The sequence below is a fragment of the Stenotrophomonas sp. 17(2023) genome (assembly GCF_030345315.1).
Lineage (GTDB): Bacteria > Pseudomonadota > Gammaproteobacteria > Xanthomonadales > Xanthomonadaceae > Stenotrophomonas > Stenotrophomonas acidaminiphila.
Genome location: NZ_CP128405.1, coordinates 661,741 through 678,654, shown reverse-complemented (window position 1 = coordinate 678,654; position 16,914 = coordinate 661,741). Strand labels below are relative to the sequence as shown.

The window sequence follows — 16,914 nt, the reverse complement described above, 5'->3', positions numbered from 1 at the left end:
AGGGCCGCTGCGGGCGGCCCTTCCATGGAAAGCTGCGTTGTCGCCGCGCGGCCGGCGCCGGGCGGACGCCGGCACCGGTGCGGGCGCGCCGCCCTTACTTGGACAGCTCCAGCAGGGTCGAGGAGACCCAGCCCTTGTTGCCCAGTTCATCCTCGACTTCCCACATCACGCCTTCCTTGTTGCCGGTCGGGTACAGCATCATGCCCGCGTCCAGCGAACGCACCGGCGCGCCGGTGCCCTTGGCGTTGGCCAGCAGGCGCCCCGGACGGGTCACCGTCACCGCCTGCTGGGCGTTGGCCGCCGAGGCGTTCTCCGGCAGGCCGCCGAGCTGGGCGACGATGTCGGTGTAGGCCTGCAGGTAGGCCATGGTGATGACCTGGCCGATTTCGGTGTTGGCGTAGCCACCGACGCCGGCGGCACCGAAGCCGCTGCCGCCGAACAGGCCGCCGCCGGCGCCGAAGCCGATGTCGCTCTTGCGCGCCGAGCCCTCGGAGATCGCCACCTGCTCGGAGGAGCGCACGTCGGTCACGGTCAGCACCACGTCGGCGGTCTTGCTGCGGAAATTCAGGCCACCGACGATCGCGCCGGCCTTGCCGCCGATCAGGCCGCCCAGCAGGCCGCCGATGGCATTGCCGCCGGCGTCGCTGTTCTGCGACACCAGGTCGGGGATCATCACGTAGTCGGCAGCCTTGATCTGGCCCTTGCCGACGTTGGAACGGCCGCGCAGGTCGCCGCTGGCGGCCAGCTCACGCTCGAACTGGCCGGCGGCCATGCCGGCGCCGCGGTCCACCAGGGTGAAGCAGCGCGAGCGGCTGACGAACACCTTGATCAGCCGCGATGGCGCCGGCAGCTGCTGGCCGGTCCACCAGTTGGTGGCGTCTTCCGGCTCGATCACCGAAATCGTGCCGATCGGACGCTGGCACACCGGAATCTGGGCGGCAGCCTGCTTGCGCTGCTCCTGGGCCTGGGTCCCGGTGTTCTTGAACGACGCCTGCGCCGGCTGGCTGGACACGACCGCGGCGACACCGACGGTCAGGGCAGCCGCCATCAGCGGCGAAAAGACATTACGCATAGTGTTGTATTCCCCGTTAACCTGCGCCGCGTGGCGGGCGCGTTCCTTTGGTCTGAAAACCCAGCGACTAGGGTCCTGGTCCTTGCAGGCAGCCAGTATGGCAAGCGCGGAGTGGTCGGCGGCGATGCTACCGCAGGGCCATGACGGTTTCCAACCTGCGCCCGTCACGGTTCGCGGCGCCAGCCGGCGGCGCTGCAACAATGTGATCCGCGGCCGCCACTGCGCCTGAACGGGCCGCGCCGGTAAGCTGCGCGCACTCCCACGACCCGGATCCGAGTGCATGGACACCCGCCTCCGGCTGCCCCTGGCGCTGGCACTGGCGCTCGCCGGCAGCCCCGCATGCGCCGCGGCCGCGCAGCCCGATACCTGCAGCGGCAGCGCCCTGCGCGACCACCCGCCCGCGGTCAATTTCCGCGTGGACAACGACCTGTTCGGCGGCGCCCACCAGGACCAGGGCTATACCAACGGCGCGATGCTGACCCTGGTCTCGCCGAACCTGGCCGACTACACCGACGACCCCTGCCTGCCGGCGCCGGCGCGCTGGATCAACCGCCACCTGGAACGGCTGCAGCCGGGCGGTTTCGAGCAGCAGAACATGATCTTCAGCGTCGGCCAGGGGTTGTTCACCCCGACCGACAGCACCCGCACCGACCTGATCGGCGACGACCGTCCCTATGCCGGGGTGCTGCTGGTCAACTTCGGCTACAACGCGCGCACCGGCGACCGCCTGCGCACCACCCAGCTGGCAGTGGGCATGGTCGGTCCGTCGGCGCAGGGCAAGCAGGTACAGGACGCCGTGCACGGCGTGCTGGACGACGAGAAGTTCATGGGCTGGAAGAACCAGCTGCACGACGAGCCGGTGCTGCGGCTGCTGCATGAACGGATGCGGCGCTGGCCGGCGAACAACGACGCCGGCTGGGGCTGGGACGCGATCAGCCACTGGGGTGGCGCCCTCGGCAACCTGGCGACCTACGGCAACGCCGGCGGTGAAGTCCGCTTCGGTTGGCAGTTGCCCGACGATTTCGGCAGCTCGCCGCTGCGCCCGGCCGGCGAGAACACCGCGCCGACCCGCGGCGGCCGGCTGTCCGGCTGGTCGGGGCACCTGTTCGCGACCGCCGATGCGCGCTGGGTGCTGCGCGACATCACCCTGGACGGCAACACCTTCCGCGGCAGCCACCGCGTGGACAGGCGCGCACTGGTCGGCGACATCGGCTATGGCGTGGCGCTCACCCGCGGCAAGTGGAAGTTCGCGCTGGCCCGCTACCACCGCAGCCGCGAATTCGAGGGACAGAAGCAGCGCCCGGTGTTCGGCAGCTTCACCATCAGCCGCACGCTGTGATCACGCAGGCCGGCAGCGGCCGCCAGCGCCCATTGAAAAAGCCGGCTTGCGCCGGCTTTTTTCATGGGCAGATCAGGACTTCCACCACATCATGAAGGCGTCCCACAGGCGCTTGAAGAAGCCCCCTTCTTCCACCGCCTGCACCGCCACCAGCGGCGACTCGGCGACCACCTTGCCATCCAGCGTCACCTTCACCGTGCCGATCTGCTGGCCGGCGGCGATCGGCGCGACGAGCTGCTTGGGCACGTCCATGCTGGGCTTGAGGTCGGCGTAGCGGCCGCGCGGCACGCTGACCAGCAGCGGCTGCGCCACGCCCAGCTGCACCTCGTCGGCGGCACCCTTCCACACGTGCTGGGTGGTCACGGCCTTGCCGGTCTCGTACAGGCGGTGGGTCTCGAAGAAACGGAAGCCCCAGTTCAGCAGGGCCAGGCTGTCGTCGGCACGCTGCTTCTCCGACGCCCCGCCCATCAGCACCGCGATCAGGCGCTGGTCGCCGCGCTGGGCCGAGCTCAGCAGGCAGTAGCCGGCCGCCGAGGTATGCCCGGTCTTGATGCCGTCCACGCTCGCGTCGCGCCACAGCAGCAGGTTGCGGTTGGGCTGGGTGATGTTGCCTACGGTGAATTCCTTGATCTTGTTGTAGGCATAGGTTTCCGGGTAATCGCGCACGAAGGCGCGGCCCAGCAGCGCCAGGTCGTAGGCGCTGGACTGGTGGCCCTCGGCGGTCAGGCCGTGGGCGTTGACGAAGTGCGAGTCCTTCATGCCGATCTTGGCGGCATAGTTGTTCATCAACGCGGCAAAGGCCTCCTGGCTGCCGGCGGCGTGCTCGGCCAGGGCGATGGCGGCGTCGTTGCCCGACTGGATCGCCATGCCCTTTTCCATGTCCTCCAGGCGCGCGGTCTGGTTGACCGGGAACCCGCTGTAGCTGCCATCGGTACCGGCGCCGCCCTCGCGCCAGGCGCGCTCGCTCATCATCACCTGGTCGTCGGGCTTGATCTTGCCGTTGCGGGTCTCGGCGGCCAGCACGTAGGAGGTCATCACCTTGGTGATGCTGGCCGGCGGCAGCGGCATGTGGATGTTCTCGCCGGCCAGCACCTGCCCGGAGGCGTAGTCCATCAGCACCCACGCGGTGGAGGTGGACGGCGCCGGTGCGGGCGGGATCGCCACCTGGGCGGAGGCAGGGGCGGCGGCCGGAGCCGGGGCCGGAGTGGGCGTCTGGGCGGAGGCCAGGCCGATGGCGAACGTCGTGGCCATGGCGGCGGCGGCAAAGCGGAATTTCATCGGAAAGCGGTTCCTGTCGGGACAAGGAATGGAAAAACAGGCGGTCATTGTAGGGCGTGGCGGCGGCATCGCACCGGCATCAGCGCCCAATCGGCGTGGCTTCCATGCCGTATCGCGGTCAATCGCGGACGATCTGTGGCCTGCCGAAACCCAGACCGGCGATGCGGCCGGCAAGTTCCGCCGCCTTGGCCACGTCGTCGGCCGGCACGCGCAGGCGCCACAGCGTGCGTCCGCCGCTGACCACGTCGCTGAGCGTGGCACCGGCGATGCCGGCCGCACTCAGTTGCCCCAGCGCGCGGGAGGCGTTGTCGCGACTGGAAAAGCTCGCCACCTGCAGCAGGATCGCGCCCAGCGCGCGGGCCGCGGCATCGGGTGCCGGGGCGGCGGCCACCGGCGCGACGGCGCCGGGCAGCGTCGCCGGCGCCGGCGACGGACCAGGGGCAGCCGGCAATGCCTGCACGGCCACCGCCTGTGCCGCCGGACCGGCGGCGTGGACTTCGGCCGGCCGCGGCGTCCGCGCCGTACCGGGCGTGGCCGGCAACGCCTGCACCAGCTGGTCCATGCGACTGGGCGGCGGCGCGGCGGCGGTACCTGCCGCCGGTGTGGCGGCGCGCCCGCGTGCCGGGCGACGCGTCTCCCGCGAGGCCAGCAGGTTGTCGCTGCCCGGGGTCAACCCGCGCACCTCCACCCGGCCGGTGCCACGCTGGGTGATGCCCAGCCGCACCGCAGCGGCATAGCTCAGGTCGATCACGCGGCCGTCGTGGAACGGGCCACGGTCGTTGACCCGCACGATCACCGATTCGCCGTTGTCCAGATTGGTGACACGGGCGAAGCTCGGCAGCGGCAGCGTCTTGTGCGCGGCGGTGAACTGGTACATGTCATAGACCTCGCGGTTGGAGGTCAGGCGCCCATGGAACTTGGCGCCGTAGTAAGAGGCGGTGCCCTGTTCGACGTAATCGTCGACCCGCTCCATCACCCGGTATTCCTTGCCCAGCACCACGTACGGCGAGCGGTTGCCGACGGCCGAGCGCGGCTCGTCGCTGACCAGCGGCTCGGGGATGCAGGCCACGTCAGGCACATAGTCGGGGGTGGTGTCCTTGACGCCCGGTCGATACAGGCCGCCGGCACGGTAGTTGCCGCGCGTGGCCGGGTCCTCCTGCGCCTTGGCATAGGGCGAGCCCTCGGGGCAGTGCGACGGACGCCCGCCCTGGCCCTGCACCACGCTGCCGGACGAAGCACCATGGCCGGCGGACCGGGACTTCGGTGGCGCGCTGCTGCAGGCAGCCAGCCCGAGAACGATCAACGCAGGGACCAGCCACTTGCTGTTCATGCCGGAGGCAACTCCTGTCCGGCGATGGCCTGGGACAGCTGGAACACGGCCATCGCATACATCTTGGAAAGGTTGTAGCGGGTGATCGCGTAGTAGTTCTGGAAGCCCAGCCAGTACTGCTTGCCGTCACTGCCTTCCAGCGTGATCGGGGTGGCGGTTGCGCCGGCCGCGCGCACCGGTACGACCGCGTGGTAGCCGCGCGCGGCCAGCGCCTCGATGCCCAGGGTCGGCGTCCAGTCCACGGGGTTGAGTTCCTCGCGGCCCGCATCGAGTGTGGCCGGCACCGCGACGGTGCCACCGCGCACCCAGCCGCCCTTCTTCACGAAGTAATTGGCGATGGACGCGAACACGTCGTCATGGCTGTTGAACAGGTCGCGGCGGCCATCGCCGTCGCCATCCACGGCATAGTCCAGGTAGCTGGACGGCATGAACTGGCCCATACCCATGGCGCCGGCATAGCTGCCCTTGAGCGCGGTGATATCCAGCTTCTCCTGCGCGGCCAGTTCGAACAGCTTGGCCAGTTCGTCGCGGAAGAACAGTTCGCGGCGCACCTCGCGCTCGAGCTTTTCCGGGTCGCCGCTGCGCGGGTACTTGAAGGCCAGCGTGTACAGCGCATCGAGCACGCGGTGGCTGCCGGTGTTGGCGCCATAGCTGGTCTCCACACCGATGATCGCCACGATCACCTCGGCCGGCACGCCGCTGCGCTCCTGCACGCGCTGCAGGGCGTCGCGGTGCGTGGCCAGGAACCTGCGTCCGCCATCGATGCGCGCCTGGCTGATGAACATCGGCCGGTACTCGTTCCACGGCTTGACCCGTTCGGCCGGGCGCGCCATGGCGGCGATGATCGGTTCGCGGATCTGCGCCTGTGCCAGCACCGACTCGATGTAGGCCGGGTCCAGGCGATAGCGGGCGGCGGTATCGCGCACGAAATTGGCGCGCGCGGTCTCGAACGGCACCGGGGTGAGGTCCACCGGCGGCAGATCGGGCTTGCGCTCGGGGGCGGCTTCGGCCGGCGTACCGCCCGTGCCTATCGGTTTGCCCGTCGGGTGAGGAGCGGGAGCAGGCGCCTGGGGCTGGGTCGCGCAGGCGACCATGCCCAGGGTGAGACAGCAGACCAGAACACGTCGAATCATCAGCCGAGATTAACAGGTCATTGATGAATTTCCATCAATAACACCATGAATCGCAAAGAGATTGAAGTGCCAGGAATGGCCGCGCGGGAAAACACGCCCCCGCGCTGCAACGGCCTAAAAACTGAATGCGCAGCGTCCGCAAGCGCCCCGCGCCGGGGCCGGAAAAAATCTGGGCACCGGCTGCACCCCCATCCCCGCGGGTACAGCCGGTGCCCGGACCGGATTGAGACACAAGCCGGGCGTCTCCCCACGCCCGGCCTGCGGATCCCGGCCTAGCCGTCCAGCAGGTCTGCAGGCCAGCCGCCACGGCGCGACGCGTCCTGTGGCGGGCGCCATTGTGACGCTTTTGTGAAACCCGGTGTTTGATCCTGATCAACCTCCCCGGAATGGAGGTCGCGCCTGCCGCCGGCTCAGCCGTGGCCGCCATGCACCGGGTTGTAGCTGCGCGCGGCCATCACCAGGCCGAACCCGGCCAACAGCGACACCGCGGCGGTGCCGCCATAGCTGATCAGCGGCATCGGCACGCCCACCACCGGCAGCAGGCCCGAAATCATGCCGCCGTTGACCAGCGCGTACACGAAGAAGGACAGGCCCACGGCGCCGGCAACCAGGCGCGAATAGCCATCGCGCGACTGCGCCGCGATCCACAGGCAGCGGCCGATGATGAAGATGTACAGCGCGATCACGAACGCCACGCCCAGCCAGCCGAATTCCTCGCTCAGCACCGAGAACGCGAAGTCGGTGGTCTGCTCGGGAATGAAGTTCAGGTGCGACTGCGAGCCCAGCCCCCAGCCCTTGCCGGTCAGCCCACCCGAGCCGATGGCGATCTTGGACTGGATGATGTTCCAGCCCGCGCCCAGCGGGTCGTTGTCCGGATCGCGGAAGGTCAGGATGCGATCCTGCTGGTAGGGCCGCAGGAACGAGAACCACGAGATCGGCGCGAACAGGACCACCGCCAGGGCGCTGCCGCCGACCGTGCCGGCGGTGATGAACCACCACCATGGCATCCCCGCCAGGTACAGCACGAACACGCCGCTGGCGGCGATCAGCATGGCGGTGCCCAGGTCCGGCTGCAGCATCACCAGTGCGGTGGGCACGCCGATGATCACGCAAGCGACCAGCACCACCGGTATCCGCGGCGGCAACGGCATCCGGTGCAGGTACCACGCCACCATCATCGGCATGCTCACCTTGAGCAGTTCGGCCGGCTGCAGGTAAAACAGTTTCAGGTCCAGCCACTGGCGGCCGTACTTGCCGGTGCCCAGCACGAACACCGCCAGCAACGGCAGCATCGACAACGCATAGATCATCGGCGTCCAGGCCCGGATGCGCAGCACCGGTACCCGCGCGATCGCCCACATCGCCACCAGGCCCACCGCGAAACGTGCGCCCTGGGCCATCACCAGGCCGCTGCCCCCGGCGCTGTCCAGCACCGCCAGGCCCATGCCCATCAGCGCGCACAGCGCCAGCAGCAACGGCCAGTCCAGGCCGCGGGTAAGGCGCTGCGCCATTTCCAGCAGCCAGCGCAGGAAGTCCCTCATCGGCGTTCCTCCTGTACCGGTTCCGGCGACGATGCCGGCGACGGCGACGGTACCGGTGTCGGGAGCGGCTCGCCCGGCGGCGCTGCCGCGGGAGCGGACACGGCGGAACCGGCGTTGGCCGCACCTTCGACCACGCCACCGGCATCGGCAGCCTGCTGCACCTCGGGCATCACCCCGAGCAGCCACGCATCGAACACCTTGCGCGCGATCGGCGCCGCCGCCGCGCCGCCGTAGCCACCGCCCTCGACCGCGACCGCGATGGCGATCCGTGGATCCTCGGCCGGGGCGAAACCGATGAACAGCGCGCGGTGGCGCAGGTGCATCGGCAGGTTCTTCGGATTCACCGCGGCGGTGCCCTTGCGGCTGACCACCTGCGCGGTACCGGTCTTGCCGGCCATCAGGTATGGCGCGCCGGCCGCCACCCGCCAGCCGCTGCCACCGGGCTGCATGGTGCCCATCATGCCTTCGCGCACGGCCTGCAGATTGGCCGGGTTGGGACTGATCGGCCTGGACTCGGGCTGCGGCAGCGGCGCCCAGTCGTGGTCGAAGCCCACCTTCTGCTCGACCACCAGGTGCGGCCTGCGCAACTGCCCGGAGGCCAATCCGCCGACCCCGCGCACCAGCTGCAGCGGGGTCACTTTCCACAGGCCCTGGCCGATGCTGGCGTTGACCATGTCGCCCGGATACCAGCGCTCATTGCGCAGCCGGGCCTTGGCCGCCGGCGACGGCAGGATGCCGCCGATCTCGCCGGCCAGATCGATGCCGGTGGGCTGGCCGAAGCCGTAGCGGCCGCCCATGTACTGGTCGTAACGCTCCACGCCCATGTCGGTACCGAGCTGGTAGTAGTACGTGTTCACCGACTGCGAGATCGACTTGCGCAGGTCGGTCCAGCCATGGCCGCCGCGATTGGCGTCGCCCCAGCCGCGGCTCACGCCCGGCAGGTAGAACATGCCGCGCGAGAGGATCTTGTCCTCGGGCCGGCGCAGCCCGCTGTCCAGCCCGGCCAGGCCGAGGAACGGCTTGACCGTGGAGCCCGGCGCCACGCCGCCCAGCACCAGGCGGTTGAACTGCGGCCGCGAGGGGTTCTCGTTGAGGCGCTTGAAATCGGCGTGCGAAATACCGTTGACGAACAGGTTGGGGTCGTACGACGGCAGGCTGACCATGGCCAGGATCTCGCCGGTACGCGGGTCGATCGCCACCGCCGACCCTTCCTGCTCGCCGAACGCGGTCACCATCGCCTGCTGCAGGTCGACGTCGATCGACAGGCGCAGGTCCGCGCCCGACTGCGCCGGCACGCGGCCAAGCGTGCGGATCGCCCGGCCCTGCACGTTGGTCTCCACCCGCTCGTAGCCGACCTTGCCGCGCAGCTGGTCCTCGTAATAACGCTCCAGCCCGGACTTGCCGATATGGGTCAGCGCCGCATTGCCCTCGCCCAGCTCCTGCAGGTCCTTGTCGTCGACCCGGCCGACGTAGCCGATGACATGCGCGAGCAGGTCGCCGTAGGGGTAGCGACGGGTCAGGTAGGGTTCCAGCTCCACGCCCGGGTAGCGCCAGCGGTCCACCGCGAAGCGCGCCATCTCCTCGTCGCTGACGCGCAGTTTCAGCGTCACCGGGATGAAGCTGCGCCGGGCCTTGCGCGACTGGTTGAAACGCTCGATGTCCTCGTCGCTCAGCGAGAAGATCGCCCGCAGCCCGTCCAGGGTGGCGGCCATGTCCTGGACCTTGTTGGGGGTCACGTCCAGGCGGAACGCCGGCACGTTCTCCGCCAGCAGGCGGCCCTTGCGGTCATAGATCAAGCCTCGCCCTGGCACCACCGGCCGCGCCTTGATGCGGTTGGCTTCCGAGCGGGTGGCGTAGACGTCGTGGTCGAGCACCTGCAGCTTGAAGTACCAGCCGGCAAGCACGCCGAGCCCCAGCAGCACGCCGAGGAAGCCGACCGCCGCACGGCGCCGGAACTGCTCGGCCTCGGCCTGCGGGTTCTTGTGCTGGCGCCGCCCGTACATGGCTCAGTGCCCGCGCTTGCCCAGCCGCGCGGCGTCCAGCAGCACGTAGATCGGCAGCCACAGCAGCATGCCCGGCAGCGGCGCCCACCAGTAGCTCCACGGCAGCAGCGGCTCGGCGGTGAACAGGCGCACGGCGGCGCTGATGATGCGGTCGTTGAGCAGCAGCCCGCCGATCGCCAGCGCCTGCTGCGACAACGGGAAGAAGCGGATGCGGGCACGGAAGCGCTGCAGGATGAAGGCGAACACCACCAGCCGCAGCGCCTGCTCGCCGAGGATCCCGCCGTACAGCAGGTCGGCCAGCAGGCCGATGCAGAAGGCGAAGCCCAGCCCGACCCGCTCGGGGGTTTCGATCACCCAGTAGCCCAGCACCAGCGCCAGCCAGTACGGGCGGATCGGCTGCAGCAGGTCCGGCAGCGGCACCAGCCCCAGCAACAGGGCCAGGGCGATGCTGGCCGGCAATACCCAGCCGCGGCTGCGCAGGCGGCTCATCGGCGGTCTCCTGCCGGCGCCGCCGGCACGTCGGTGGCCGGGGACGCGGTGGCGGCCGGTGTGGGTACGGGCGCCGGCGGGGTTGCCGGTGCGGTGGCCGCATCGGCCGGCGTCGCTGGCGCAATGCCCCGCGGCGCCTCGTTGCCCGGCGCCGGACGCGGACCCGGCGCGGTGTCGCCGGCCGGCGGCTCCAGGCCGGTGGTCACCGGCATGCGCGGGATCTGCGGCACCGAGCGCAACAGCAGCACGTCGCGGCCACGGTCCAGCTTGGCCGCCGGCTCCAGCTCGCCGACCAGGAAGGCATGGGTATCGTCCGGCCGCAGCTGCAGGATCCGGCCCACCGGGAAGCCGGCCGGGAAGCGTCCACCGAGCCCGGAGGTGACGATCTCGTCGCCCACTTCCACCCCGGCGCTGAGCGGGATGTCGCGCAGTTCGACGCGGTCGCCGCGGCCGTAGGCGATCAGGCGCACGCCGTTGCGCGCCACCGTCACCGGCACCGCATGGTCGGGGTCGGTCAGCAGCAGCACGGTCGAATGCAGCGGCGTCACCGCGATCACCTGCCCCATCAGCCCGCCGGCATCGATCACCGCCTGGCCGATGCGCACGCCTTCGCGGCTGCCGGCATCCAGCACCAGGCGCTGCTTCACCGGGTCCAGGTCGATATCCAGGATCGGCGCCAGCTGCACGTCCAGTCCGCTGCGCTCGGCCACGTTCAGCAGCTCGCGCAGCTGGGCATTGTCCAGCGCCGCGGTCTGCAGGCGGGTCAGGCGCGCGTTGGCCAGCAGCAGCTGGTTGCGCAGCTCACGGTTCTCGGCGACCAGCTGGTTGTGGCTGGCGGCGTTGTCGCGTACCGAAGCGCCCAGGCGCCCGGGCAGGCCCGCCAGCGCCCACACCGGCTGCACCGCCACGGCGGCCTGCGTGCGCAGGCGCGACAGCCAGCCGCCCTGGTCGTCCAGCACGATCAGGGTGATCGCCAGGGCCAGGTAGGCCAGCAGCCGCAGGGTGCTGCTGGCGTCGCCCTGTCGGGAGGCTACGGGTGGACCGGCATAGGGCGGCACGACGGACTTCAGCTGGAAAAATACGGGAGAAGGATGCGACGACGCCCCGGCGGTGCGATGCCCGGCGCCTGCGCGCCACGGGCACCGCGCCGCAGAGGCGCGGGCGCGGTAGCGGGCCGGTGCGGCTTATTCCGGCGCAAAGAACTCGTTGCCGTGCATGTCGACCAGCTCCAGCGCGCGGCCACCGCCACGCGCCACGCAGGTCAGCGGGTCGTCGGCCACCTGCACGTGCAGGCCGGTTTCCTCGGAGATCAACCGGTCCAGGTCGCGCAGCAGGGCACCACCGCCGGTCAGCACGATGCCGCGCTCGGCGACGTCGGCGCACAGTTCCGGCGGGGTCTGCTCCAGTGCCAGCTTGACCGCCGAGACGATCCCCGACAGCGGCTCGTGCAGGGCCTCGAGCACCTCGTTGGAGCTGATCTTGATCATCTTCGGCACGCCCTCGGCGAGGTTGCGGCCGGAGATTTCCATCTCCTGCACCTCGGCCTGCGGGTAGGCGCAGCCCAGTTCCACCTTGATGCGCTCGGCGGTGGCTTCGCCGATCAGCATGCCGTGGTTGCGGCGCACGTAGTTGGTGATCGACTCGTCGAAGCGGTCGCCGCCGATGCGGACCGAGGCTGAATAGACGATGCCGTTGAGCGAGATCACCGCCACCTCGGTGGTGCCGCCGCCGATGTCGATGACCATCGAGCCGCGCGCCTCGGTGACCGGCATGCCGGCGCCGATGGCCGCCGCCATCGGCTCCTCGATCAGGTACACGTCGCGGGCGCCGGCCTCCTCGGCCGATTCCTTGATGGCGCGGCGCTCGACCTGGGTCGAACCGGCCGGCACGCACACCAGCACGCGCGGGCTCGGGCGCAGCACGCGCGACTTGTGCACCTTCTTGATGAAGTGCTTGAGCATCGCCTCGGTGTAGGTGAAGTCGGCGATGACGCCGTCCTTCATCGGGCGGATGGTGGTGATGTGCCCCGGGGTACGGCCGAGCATCTGCTTGGCCTCGGCGCCGACTGCGGCCACCGAGCGGGTACCGCCGATGGCGCGGTCCTGGCGCACGGCCACGACCGACGGCTCGTTCAGCACGATCCCCTGCCCGCGCACGTAGATGAGGGTGTTGGCCGTGCCCAGGTCGATGGACAGGTCATTGGAGAACATGCCGCGGAGCTTCTTGAACATCTGGGGAGTGATCCTGAGGGCGCGCGCCCACGCCGGATGGCGAAAAAATGGGCAGAAAACGAGGTTGGCTAGCCTATCAACCCACCCCGGCACGGGCAAGGAAAATCCATGCCCGCAGGGGGTTTTGAGGCCCTTGCCCGGGCGCCCCGGCGACACGTGGTTCTGGTCGCGCGCCGCCGCAGCCGGTACCCTTATGCACTTTGGCGCGCGCCCGCGCCACCCCGCCTGCGCCCGCATGGCGGCGGCACCCCATTACCCGTATAGGCCCGTTCGCGATGTCCGCTCTGATCTGTGGTTCCCTTGCCTTCGACACCATCATGGTGTTCCCGGACCAGTTCAAGAACCACATCCTGCCGGACAAGGTGCACATCCTGAACGTGTCCTTCCTGGTGCCGCGCATGCGCCGCGAATTCGGCGGCTGCGCCGGCAACATCGCCTACAACCTGCACCTGCTCGGCGGCGACCCGATCCCGATGGGCACGGTGGGCTCGGACTTCGGCCCGTACCGCGAGCACTTCGACGCGCTGGGCATCGACCTGACCCGGGTGCGGGTGATCGAGGAGCTGTTCACCCCGCAGGCGTTCATCACCACCGACCACGACAACAACCAGATCACCGCCTTCCACCCGGGCGCGATGATGCGGTCCTACGAGAACCACGTGAAGGACGTGCCGGGCGTGACCCTGGGCCTGGTCGGCCCCGACGGCCGCGAGGGCATGATCCAGAACGCCATCGAGTTCAAGGAGATGGGCGTGCCGTTCATCTTCGACCCGGGCCAGGCCATGCCGCTGTTCAACGGCCCGGAGCTGCGCACCTTCATCGAACAGGCCGACTACGTGGTGGTCAACGACTACGAGTCCAACCTGCTGCAGGAGCGCACCGGCTGGAACGAGAAGGAGATCGTCGGCCGGGTCAAGGCCTACATCACCACCCGCGGCCCCAAGGGCGCGGTGATCCACACCCCGGAAAAGAGCTACGACATCCCGCCGGCGCACGAACGCCGCGTGGTCGACCCGACCGGCTGCGGCGACGCGTTCCGCGCAGGCCTGATCTTCGGCATCCAGAAGGGCTACGACTGGCTGACCATCGGCCGCATGGGCAACCTGATGGGCGCGCTGAAGGTCGAACACCCGGGCACCCAGAACCAGCGCTTCGACTTCGACGAGTTCAACGAGCAGTTCAAGCAGCAGTTCGGCTACGCGCTCTGATCCTGCGCGCCCGGGACACATGCAGACGGCGCCGCAGGGCGCCGTTTTCGTTTGCGTCTGCGGACCGCGCCACGGCCCATTAGCGCGGCGCGTAGCGCGCCGCCTCGCGCTCCAGCCAAGCCGGCAGCTCGCGCCGGCGCACGCCGTCGTCCCTGGCGCGCTGCAGGCAATCGAGCATGTAGCGCCGCTTGTCCTCGTCATCGCCGGCCAGCGACAGCGCCAGGTCACGGTCCATCCAGCGCCGGAACAGCAGGTACAGCACCACGTGCAGGGCGATGGCCAGCACGCTGACCACGATCACGATCACCAGATCCATCACCGCACCTCCGTCGTTGCCGGCGCCACCATCGACCCGCGCACCCGCGCCAGTTCCTGGCCCAGGGTGAGTTCCCGCGACCCGCGCCGCAGATTGCCGGCACGCAGCACGCTGCCGCCGGCCAGATAGAGCAGGTAATGCTCCCCGGGCCGCAGCGCGACATTGCCGAATTCCGCCGACGGCAGGCAGCCGATGGCATCGAGCCGGTTCGCCGGCGCCACCTGCAGCGCCGCATCCCCTGCCCCCTTGATCCACTGGCGCACATGCACCCGGGCATCGTCCGGTGCGACCGCCACGACGTCGGCGATCACGATGGCGTCGGCCCGGGTGGCAAGCATGGCGGCCAACGCCTGTTGCCGTTGCAGGTCCCCGGCCACGAGCCGGCGCTGCGCGTCGGCGGGCAGGCTGCCGCAGGCGAGCGCCGGCGGCGGGGGCAGCCACAGCAGCGCGACCAGCGCGCATGGCCAGTACGCGCGCGGCGCAGCGCGGCGCCGCGGCATGGAGCCGGCGTGCCTGTCCATGCCGCTCAATCCCAGCCCGCGGGCATCTGGCTGCCATCCAGCCCGCCGGTCTCGAAGACCGCGGTGCGGGTGCCGCCGGCCTTCACCGGGAACTCGATGCGCACCACCCGGGCCTTGCCCGCCAGCCGCCACAGGCCACGGTTGTCGGTGATGAACATGGCGATGGCCTCGTCGGTGTCGGGGCGGTACGCGGCCATCCGCCGCGGCGCCTGGTCGTCCACCGTCACCGTGACCTGGCAGCTGGCATAGCACGCCTTGGCGAAATCGCCGGTCTGCAGCACCAGGTAGGCGTGGCGCTTCCATTCCGGATGATCGCGGAACACCAGCTGCACCACCTTGGGGCCGGTGCCGTCGACATCGACCCGCTCCTTGCCCTGGATCATCGCCGAGCGCTGCACGCCCTTGCTGCCGACGGCCACCTGGTTGTAGCTCCACAGGCCCTGCATGCGGCGCAGTTCGCGCGCAGCCTCGGCCTTTTCCTTGACCTCGGCGAAGCCCGGCTCGATGCGGCTGGCGGCAGCCGATCCGGGAAACTGGTCGAGCAGCGCGGCGCCGTGGACACGCGCCTTCTCCCACTCGCTGGCGGTCACCGCCGCGTCGTAGAGCCTGGCGATGCCGTCGGCATCGGCCTCGCGCCGGGCACGTTCCTGGGCGGCGGCGGCCTCCTGCTGCTGGCGCTCGGCCTCCGGGTTGCTGCAGGCGGCCAGGGCGAGGACGCACAGGGCGCCAAGGATCAGGGGTTTCATCGAGCGACTCCGCGTGGACAGGCGCGGCGATGCCGCGCGATGGCGTCCACTTTAAACACCCGCGTGGTGCTCCGTCATTCCCGCGCCGCCCACCCCCAATGCCGCGGGTGGCACCGGCGCGTGCATGCCAGCCACTCCCGCATCTCCGGCGTGGCCAGCGCCACGCCACGCCGTACTCGACGCCGGCAGCGGGTTTGCCGCTCCAATCGTCCCCGCCCTGCGACCCATGCACCGGCAGCCCATCCCGTTACGTTTGACACTGCGGCAGCGGCATACCCCTTCGTAGACTCCGCCAACATGCCCCCGGGCGCCTCACGGGCACACGACACGTGCGTACCCCACTGAAATGGTCCTCGCTGTTGTTGTCCGCATTCCCGTTCGGCGCCCTCGCCGCCGACCAATGGATCCTGACGACCGATCTGTGGGGCAACACCGCCCAACAGACCTTGAACCTGGACGTGCAGGGCGCGCGTGTCAGCGGAACACTGGGCGGGGACCCGATAACCGGCCGCCTGGAGGGTGCGCAGCTGCAGTTCACCGCGACCGACAGCGACGGCCAGCCCCATCACTACAACGGCCGCATCGAGGGAAACCACATGCAGGGCCGCAGCGACGAGCCCGATACCAACAACCGCAGCGCGCGTGCGGCGCACTCCTTCAGTGCGTGGCGGGTACCGACGCGGGCGGACGCTGGGCCACGCCTGCACGCGTTCACGCCAACCGATTATTCCAACACGTTCGATGCCGATCGTGCTGCGGTACTGGTGATCTGGCCGGGCGATTCGGTGCAGACCCGCACCCTGGATTCCGGTGGCGTCGACGAGAACGGCATCACCCGCGCATTGTTCGGCAACCCACAGGTCGGCCCCTTCTTCGTAGCCGGGGCTGAACCGGGCGATACGCTGGCGATCACACTCCAATCGCTCGGACTCAACCGCGATTACGCCGACAGCCTCGACGGCATCGTCGGGCGTTTGAAGACCCCTCGCATCGCCACGGAAACATCCAAGCTGGGCAACCCGGTTCGCTGGGAACTGGATCGCGTGCGCGGCGTGGCGCGGCCGCAAGGCGCCAGCGGCGGGTTGAGAAACTTCGAAATCCCGGTCAAGCCGATGCTCGGCGGTCTCGCCGTCGCACCCGGTTTCGGCTACCCCCCCTTTTCCACCGGCGACACCGGCGACTTCGGCGGCAACATGGATTTCAACGCCGTGGTCCAGGGAAACACGGTTTACCTGCAAGTGCAGCAACCCGGGGCGCTGCTCTATCTGGGCGATGGGCATGCCCTGCAGGGCGATGGCGAAACCAGCCAATGGGCGCTGGAAACCTCGCTGGATGTGGTGCTGAAGGTTGAGCTGATCAAGAACCACCCCATTGCCACTCCGCGGGTGGAATCACCTACCCAGATCATGACGCTGGGGCAGGCCGGCTCCAGCGACGATGCGCTGCGCCTGGCGACATCGGGGATGCTGCAGTGGCTGCGCCAGGCCTACGGCCTGGATATGTCGCAGGCCACCCAGGTACTCGGGGTGGCAGCGCAGTACAGCGTGGTCAATCTTGCTGGCCGCAGCGTTGGCGTAGCGGCGAAGATCGACAAATCGGTGCTGAAGAGTCTGCCGGTTGCCGCGGGAAAAGCGGGCGACTGACCGGCCGTGGCCGGGGTCGAGCCCCGGCATGCGCAACGCCCGGCAAGCACCGCGCATTGGGCGC

Annotated in this window: 14 protein-coding genes and 1 pseudogene; 3 read left to right on the top strand and 12 right to left on the bottom strand. The window is 69.7% G+C overall.

All coding sequences use genetic code 11. From position 1 onward, the window contains the following. Nucleotides 1-94: 94 nt before the first annotated feature. On the bottom strand, nucleotides 95-1,072 hold the full coding sequence (locus QQA12_RS02945; protein ID WP_225546681.1) for a CsgG/HfaB family protein: 978 nt from the start codon (nucleotides 1,070-1,072) through the stop codon (nucleotides 95-97). A 280-nt stretch (nucleotides 1,073-1,352) separates the two neighbouring features. Here QQA12_RS02945 and QQA12_RS02940 point away from each other — a divergent pair, with 280 nt between their 5' ends. After that, nucleotides 1,353-2,411 (top strand): lipid A deacylase LpxR family protein, encoded by a 1,059-nt coding sequence (locus QQA12_RS02940; RefSeq protein WP_056931792.1) that lies wholly within the window; start codon nucleotides 1,353-1,355, stop codon nucleotides 2,409-2,411. A gap of 72 nt (nucleotides 2,412-2,483) precedes the next feature. Here the strand turns inward: QQA12_RS02940 and QQA12_RS02935 are convergent, their stop codons facing one another. From QQA12_RS02935 to QQA12_RS02900, 8 genes and pseudogenes are all read right to left on the bottom strand, one after another. Further along, complete coding sequence (locus QQA12_RS02935) at nucleotides 2,484-3,689, bottom strand: D-alanyl-D-alanine carboxypeptidase family protein (RefSeq protein WP_054662908.1); 1,206 nt, start codon at nucleotides 3,687-3,689, stop codon at nucleotides 2,484-2,486. A gap of 118 nt (nucleotides 3,690-3,807) precedes the next feature. After that, entirely contained in the window at nucleotides 3,808-5,019 is a 1,212-nt protein-coding gene (locus QQA12_RS02930) for a septal ring lytic transglycosylase RlpA family protein (protein WP_226050692.1), read from the bottom strand. Further along, the gene (mltB, locus tag QQA12_RS02925) at nucleotides 5,016-6,152 is read right to left on the bottom strand and encodes a lytic murein transglycosylase B (protein WP_054662902.1); all 1,137 of its coding nucleotides are present in this window, start codon (nucleotides 6,150-6,152) and stop codon (nucleotides 5,016-5,018) included. Before mltB ends, QQA12_RS02930 begins: the two co-directional genes overlap by 4 nt. A 410-nt stretch (nucleotides 6,153-6,562) precedes the next feature. Continuing rightward, nucleotides 6,563-7,693 carry a rod shape-determining protein RodA gene (gene rodA, locus QQA12_RS02920; RefSeq protein WP_226050693.1) on the bottom strand — a complete coding sequence of 377 codons (1,131 nt, stop codon included), beginning with the start codon at nucleotides 7,691-7,693 and terminating at the stop codon, nucleotides 6,563-6,565. 164 nt (nucleotides 7,694-7,857) lie between these two features. After that, a pseudogene (gene mrdA, locus QQA12_RS02915) lies at nucleotides 7,858-9,696 on the bottom strand (penicillin-binding protein 2); the annotation flags it as partial. 3 nt (nucleotides 9,697-9,699) lie between these two features. After that, complete coding sequence (gene mreD / locus QQA12_RS02910; RefSeq protein WP_054662893.1) at nucleotides 9,700-10,185, bottom strand: rod shape-determining protein MreD; 486 nt, start codon at nucleotides 10,183-10,185, stop codon at nucleotides 9,700-9,702. After that, a complete protein-coding gene (gene mreC, locus QQA12_RS02905) occupies nucleotides 10,182-11,243 on the bottom strand; it encodes a rod shape-determining protein MreC (protein ID WP_226050695.1) in 1,062 nt (353 codons plus the stop codon). The genes mreD and mreC overlap by 4 nt, the downstream gene beginning before the upstream one ends. 126 nt (nucleotides 11,244-11,369) lie before the next feature. After that, entirely contained in the window at nucleotides 11,370-12,416 is a 1,047-nt protein-coding gene (locus QQA12_RS02900; protein WP_054662886.1) for a rod shape-determining protein, read from the bottom strand. A gap of 275 nt (nucleotides 12,417-12,691) precedes the next feature. Here QQA12_RS02900 and QQA12_RS02895 point away from each other — a divergent pair, with 275 nt between their 5' ends. After that, complete coding sequence (locus QQA12_RS02895; protein WP_054662883.1) at nucleotides 12,692-13,624, top strand: carbohydrate kinase family protein; 933 nt, start codon at nucleotides 12,692-12,694, stop codon at nucleotides 13,622-13,624. A 79-nt stretch (nucleotides 13,625-13,703) separates the two neighbouring features. On the opposite strand, the gene QQA12_RS02890 is transcribed toward QQA12_RS02895, so the two are convergent. From QQA12_RS02890 to QQA12_RS02880, 3 genes are read right to left on the bottom strand one after another with little or no spacing between them, the layout of a single operon-like run. Then, nucleotides 13,704-13,940, bottom strand: coding sequence for a hypothetical protein (locus tag QQA12_RS02890; protein WP_054662880.1), 237 nt, complete (start codon nucleotides 13,938-13,940; stop codon nucleotides 13,704-13,706). Further along, nucleotides 13,940-14,461: a hypothetical protein gene (locus tag QQA12_RS02885; RefSeq protein ID WP_226050696.1), complete on the bottom strand. Its 522-nt coding sequence runs from the start codon at nucleotides 14,459-14,461 to the stop codon at nucleotides 13,940-13,942. Before QQA12_RS02885 ends, QQA12_RS02890 begins: the two co-directional genes overlap by 1 nt. Before the next feature lie 5 nt (nucleotides 14,462-14,466). After that, nucleotides 14,467-15,207, bottom strand: coding sequence for a hypothetical protein (locus tag QQA12_RS02880; protein ID WP_056931785.1), 741 nt, complete (start codon nucleotides 15,205-15,207; stop codon nucleotides 14,467-14,469). 329 nt (nucleotides 15,208-15,536) lie between these two features. Between QQA12_RS02880 and QQA12_RS02875 the strand changes: the two genes are divergently transcribed. Then, a complete protein-coding gene (locus QQA12_RS02875; protein WP_226050697.1) occupies nucleotides 15,537-16,850 on the top strand; it encodes an acetamidase/formamidase family protein in 1,314 nt (437 codons plus the stop codon). Nucleotides 16,851-16,914 lie beyond the last annotated feature (64 nt).

Bases quoted from the DNA above. Each gene is read 5' to 3' on its own strand.
- QQA12_RS02945 (WP_225546681.1), bottom strand. From the start codon at position 1,072: ATGCGTAATGTCTTTTCGCCGCTGATGGCGGCTGCCCTGACCGTCGGT.
- QQA12_RS02940 (WP_056931792.1), top strand. From the start codon at position 1,353: ATGGACACCCGCCTCCGGCTGCCCCTGGCGCTGGCACTGGCGCTCGCC.
- QQA12_RS02935 (WP_054662908.1), bottom strand. From the start codon at position 3,689: ATGAAATTCCGCTTTGCCGCCGCCGCCATGGCCACGACGTTCGCCATC.
- QQA12_RS02930 (WP_226050692.1), bottom strand. From the start codon at position 5,019: ATGAACAGCAAGTGGCTGGTCCCTGCGTTGATCGTTCTCGGGCTGGCT.
- mltB (WP_054662902.1), bottom strand. From the start codon at position 6,152: ATGATTCGACGTGTTCTGGTCTGCTGTCTCACCCTGGGCATGGTCGCC.
- rodA (WP_226050693.1), bottom strand. From the start codon at position 7,693: ATGAGGGACTTCCTGCGCTGGCTGCTGGAAATGGCGCAGCGCCTTACC.
- mreD (WP_054662893.1), bottom strand. From the start codon at position 10,185: ATGAGCCGCCTGCGCAGCCGCGGCTGGGTATTGCCGGCCAGCATCGCC.
- QQA12_RS02900 (WP_054662886.1), bottom strand. From the start codon at position 12,416: ATGTTCAAGAAGCTCCGCGGCATGTTCTCCAATGACCTGTCCATCGAC.
- QQA12_RS02895 (WP_054662883.1), top strand. From the start codon at position 12,692: ATGTCCGCTCTGATCTGTGGTTCCCTTGCCTTCGACACCATCATGGTG.
- QQA12_RS02890 (WP_054662880.1), bottom strand. From the start codon at position 13,940: ATGGATCTGGTGATCGTGATCGTGGTCAGCGTGCTGGCCATCGCCCTG.
- QQA12_RS02885 (WP_226050696.1), bottom strand. From the start codon at position 14,461: ATGGACAGGCACGCCGGCTCCATGCCGCGGCGCCGCGCTGCGCCGCGC.
- QQA12_RS02880 (WP_056931785.1), bottom strand. From the start codon at position 15,207: ATGAAACCCCTGATCCTTGGCGCCCTGTGCGTCCTCGCCCTGGCCGCC.